General features: G+C 55.3%; 6 protein-coding genes. 1 reads left to right on the forward strand and 5 read right to left on the reverse strand.

Annotated elements, in window-relative coordinates; translation table 11 throughout:
• Positions 1 to 48: 48 nt before the first annotated feature.
• The 5 genes from IQ273_RS31155 to IQ273_RS31175 form a co-directional block, all read right to left on the reverse strand.
• Positions 49 to 249 carry a hypothetical protein gene (locus IQ273_RS31155; RefSeq protein WP_194026966.1) on the reverse strand — a complete coding sequence of 67 codons (201 nt, stop codon included), beginning with the start codon at positions 247 to 249 and terminating at the stop codon, positions 49 to 51.
• 2 nt (positions 250 to 251) lie between these two features.
• Entirely contained in the window at positions 252 to 1,118 is an 867-nt protein-coding gene (locus IQ273_RS31160; RefSeq protein ID WP_194026967.1) for a DUF4388 domain-containing protein, read from the reverse strand.
• Positions 1,119 to 1,194: 76 nt separating this feature from the next.
• Positions 1,195 to 1,743 carry an ATP/GTP-binding protein gene (locus IQ273_RS31165; RefSeq protein WP_194026968.1) on the reverse strand — a complete coding sequence of 183 codons (549 nt, stop codon included), beginning with the start codon at positions 1,741 to 1,743 and terminating at the stop codon, positions 1,195 to 1,197.
• An 89-nt stretch (positions 1,744 to 1,832) separates the two neighbouring features.
• Positions 1,833 to 2,204, reverse strand: a complete 372-nt coding sequence (locus IQ273_RS31170; protein WP_194026969.1) for a roadblock/LC7 domain-containing protein — start codon at positions 2,202 to 2,204, stop codon at positions 1,833 to 1,835.
• A gap of 79 nt (positions 2,205 to 2,283) precedes the next feature.
• Positions 2,284 to 2,838: a protoglobin domain-containing protein gene (locus IQ273_RS31175; RefSeq protein ID WP_194026970.1), complete on the reverse strand. Its 555-nt coding sequence runs from the start codon at positions 2,836 to 2,838 to the stop codon at positions 2,284 to 2,286.
• 731 nt (positions 2,839 to 3,569) lie between these two features.
• Between IQ273_RS31175 and deoC the strand changes: the two genes are divergently transcribed.
• On the forward strand, positions 3,570 to 4,156 hold a 587-nt coding region (gene deoC / locus IQ273_RS31180; protein ID WP_194026971.1), incomplete at its 3' end, for a deoxyribose-phosphate aldolase.

Here is a 4,156-nt window from a genome sequence, read left to right on the forward strand (position 1 = left end):
GTGCGTCGTGCGCGCGTGGGGAGGGTGAGATAGGGGTTAAGAGAATGGTCAGTTTTGGGTTTCTGTGCTGGTGTAGGCGACGAAGGGGACTAGGGCGACGAGCCAGAGGGTTAGGGCGCTGTCGTAGGGGAGGGTGAGGTATAGCCAAATCCACAGGGCGATCGCCAGGCCCGGCAGGCTGGTGACCAGGTCGGCTAGCTTGAGCAGGCCTAAAAATCCTTGCAGCAGTTGCAGTGTGCTGGGGGTCATCGCTACACCTTACTTTTGAGAAAACCGACTAGATTTTGTAAAAATGAGGCGCTGACTGGGGCGGCTCCGGCGGTTTTACCGCTGGCGATGCTGGGTTCTAGCTCCGGCGCATCATCCAAAGCCAGGGATGAGGGGGGCGGGGCGGCCATGAGGGGCATTTCTTCAGCCAGGCCTGTCACAATCAGGCGAAAGGCAATCTGCTGCACCTTGGCTACAGGCAGGTTGAGCTGCTTGGCAACATCGGCCACGGCCATGGTGCCGTTGGTAAACTCCCACACCTGCCATTCGTTGGGGTTGAGGCGCAGGTTGGGTTTACCTTCGATTACGCTGACTAAGGCGGAGGTCGGAGCAGGCAGTTTTTCATCTAGCGCGGCCCAGTCTTTGAGCGCCCGCAACCCGGCCAGGGTAACGTCAGTGGCGGTGGCAATCAGTCCGGTCATTTCAGCCCTTGGGGTCGGGGCTTTGGGGTCAAACTGAAACCAACCGTCGGGCAGGGCAAATAGGGCACACACCTGGCGCATTACCTGGGTATAAAACAGCAGTTTGAGCTGTTCGGCAGTCAGTACCCCCTGATTTTTGAGGCATAGCCCCAGTGGGGTGTTGATTTGGCAGGTCTGGGCCAGTCGAGAAACGGCATTGTCACCCATCCAACCTCGTCGGGCGATTAAGCCCATGAGCCCACGCTGGTCGAGGGTGTTGCCAGCGGCTACAATTTGTCCCTGGCTAAACCAGATGTGGTGGTTATAGCGCTCGGCGGTTTTTGTATCGGCCAGGGTGCAGATCGTGAGCAACCCGGTTTTATTGCCCTGTTCCAGCAGCTGAAAGAGTTCGGGCAGGGAGAAGTCGGCAAGGTATCCGGTAACGGTCATGGTGCTGTCCCCTCGGGTGGACGTGGGAAGAATGTCGGCTGGCTCATAGGACTATGGCCAAGGAGTCGATCGAAAACTAGGATGTAGCCGCCAAACTGCCCGACCAGGTGTGCTGCACCAGAGCAATCACCGCCTGGGCTACCGAAGCGGTTTCGTTGGCGTTGACAGTGACTACCGGTGGGCGGCGGCTGGGGTTGGGGTAGCCTAGGGCCAGAGCAATGTTGGCGGCATCCCAAGCGCCGGGGCAGTCGGTGTGGGTGAGGCCGATGATCATGGGCACAGGCGATCGCTGCTTCATGAACATCATGATGCGGCGGGCCTCGCGAAACTCGTGGGGGCGATGGGCGGCCACCAGCAAAATGTAGGCGTGGGCCTTTTGAATCAAGATGTCCCACATGAAGTCGAAGCGCGACTGGCCAGGGGTGCCGTAGAGGTGCAGGGCCATATCGGGGCCAAACTGCAGACGGCCAAAGTCAAAGGCTACGGTGGTGCGCTTTTTGATCAGGAGAGCCTCATCGGTGGCGCGGCGGTCAGTATCCACCACCTCAATCTCGCTTACTGACCGAATGAAGGTCGACTTACCAGCCCCCACGGGGCCAGTGACCACTAAACGCATGATTTCCATGGATGGAGGCGGCAATGAAGGAATAGAGGTAAGGGCGGAGCGAATGGCTAAACCGGGGGGGGGCAACCCACTCCGCCAAAGGCAAAGAGCTACATCAAAACGGCTTTAAGATCGCTTAGGGTGCGCTTAATTTCGAGCAGCAGCAGACCCTGTTTTGCCGCCTTGTCAGCCAGTACCAGAAACACGGCATCTTCGCCGCAGCTGGTTAGAATGCCGTAGCCTTTGTCACCCTCTACATAGATGCGATCGATGCCGCCGCGAGCCAGTTCGCTACCAATGCGATCGCCCAGCGAAAGCATGGCTGCCGACATTGCTGAAACCCGTTCTTCATCCATGCCACCAGGCAGGCTGGCCGCCAGGGGCAGACCATCAGGGGTGACTACCGCCGCCCCTTGAATATCGGTAGTGGAGGTAACAAAGCTCTGAAGAATATGGGTTAGTTTTTCTGTGCTAATGGCCATGGTAAGTCTCTCGGGTTAGGGAAAAAAGTTTGAGGGAAAAGGGAGAATGTTTAACCAGTCGAAGATTGGGTAGCGCAGGCTACATTGCTGCTGCACCAGTCGCCACAAGCCGCTTAAAGAGGCTTTCAGACCAGCCGGTTTCTCTTAGTACCGCCGCTGAAGAAACCTCGATATAGGCCTGTTCAATAAAGGCCAGATCAACCATGCAAATTTTGCTCAAGGCATCGCACAGCTGCTGATCTTTGCCATCGGCCTGGGCACGCTTACCGGCTTCATGTACGACCACGGCCATAGCAGGCACGACATGCTGAGGGCCAATGCCAATGCGAACGTGAATGAGGCCGATTCGCCAGCGCCGATCGGCGTAGTCGCCGCCCCAGCTGTCCATGCCGGTAAACATTTCGTGGAACCAAGACACAAAGGTTTCGCGCAGTCTGTGAATGCGGCCTTCAGACTCATTGAGAATGGCGCTCATTTCGGCATCGCGGCCCATGTAGTCATAGAAATAGTCGGCCATTTCAGGCGCAATTTCCAAACCCCAAGCGGCGGTATCCTGAAGTATTTTCTTATCGTCGGCACTGAAGCCAGTACGCGACACCATCTTAGACATGAATTCGGTTGGCTCAAGGCTCATTTAGCTAATCCTGCAAAGGTGTCTTCGAATCAACAACCTTGTTTTAGCTGTTAAGCCATAGGGGTCAACATCGAAGTAACACCTAAAGTTTCGGCAATAGCAGATTCTGCTGCTAAATTCCACCAAGAACGTTGATCTTTATAGTTTGACAACGGTTTTGGCGGTTATGTATTGAAAGAGGGAGCGATTTATTCCTTAACAATTTTTCCGAAGCACGCCCATCAAGGTAAAGCATTGTAAACAATCCTGGGCGTGCTAATGTCGGTCAAAGAGTATTAAAAGTCACGTTAGAGCGATCGCACTTTAGCAATCCCTCACTTGTTTATTTCGAGATCGCGGTGAGGCAAAAATAAGTTTATGAATAAGCGTAGCTTTTTCTCAGGTTCACTCGCTCTAAATGAAGGCTCGGCAAGCTGTATTCATTCACCGGAATGAGGTTGATAACAGGCTTCTTTGAAGTTGTCTAAAGCAATCGACTGAATGGCCTGGAGCAAATCTTCGTGGATCTACGGATCCTTGCAATACATTTCTTCAACTTAGCGGGGCGATCGCAGGGTGAGCTAAGTAACTTCCGGTACGCTAAGCCGTAAAATGCCCTAGTGAACTACAGCTCTGGTGCTGTGCAGTGGGTAAAGAATCTGCGTTACAGTGCGCGACAAACTTACCTATCTAACGCCGAAGACGGTCTGAATTTCTGGCAACATAATCTTGGCACCTAGAGGCAGTGAAACATGGCCCGACGACCAACGGCAGAGGATGGCATCGATCTAGCGCCCTTTATTGATCACTCGTTGCTCAACCCAGCGGCGACGGCAGAGCAGGTGGCCCAGTGGTGTGCTGAGGGCGATCGCTACGGGTTTGCTGCCGTCTGCATTGCGCCATGTCATGTGGCCCAGGCGGTCGATCTGCTGCACAACAGCAAGGCCAAAGTCTGTACGGTAATTGGCTTCCCCACCGGGGCGACCACCTCGGCCACCAAACTCTACGAAGCCCAGGAAGCAGCCGAGCGGGGGGCTGACGAATTAGACGTGGTGATCAATCTGGGCTGGCTCAAGGAAGGTAAAACCGAGGCCATCCACCGCGAAATTGCCACCATCTGCGAAGAGACCGGACTGCTGGTCAAGACCATTCTCGAAACCGCCGTGCTGACTCCGGCTGAGATTACTCTGGCCGCCGAAATTTGTATGGATGCGGGGGCAACCTTTCTCAAAACCAGTACCGGCTGGCAGGGCGGGGCTACCGTCGAGGTGGTGCGCCAGCTGTGGGAGATTACCCAGGGGCGGGTGGGCATCAAGGCCTCGGGCGGCATTGGTACAGC

This window comes from Nodosilinea sp. LEGE 07298 (genome assembly GCF_015207265.1).
In the GTDB taxonomy this organism is placed as follows: Bacteria; Cyanobacteriota; Cyanobacteriia; order Phormidesmidales; family Phormidesmidaceae; genus Nodosilinea.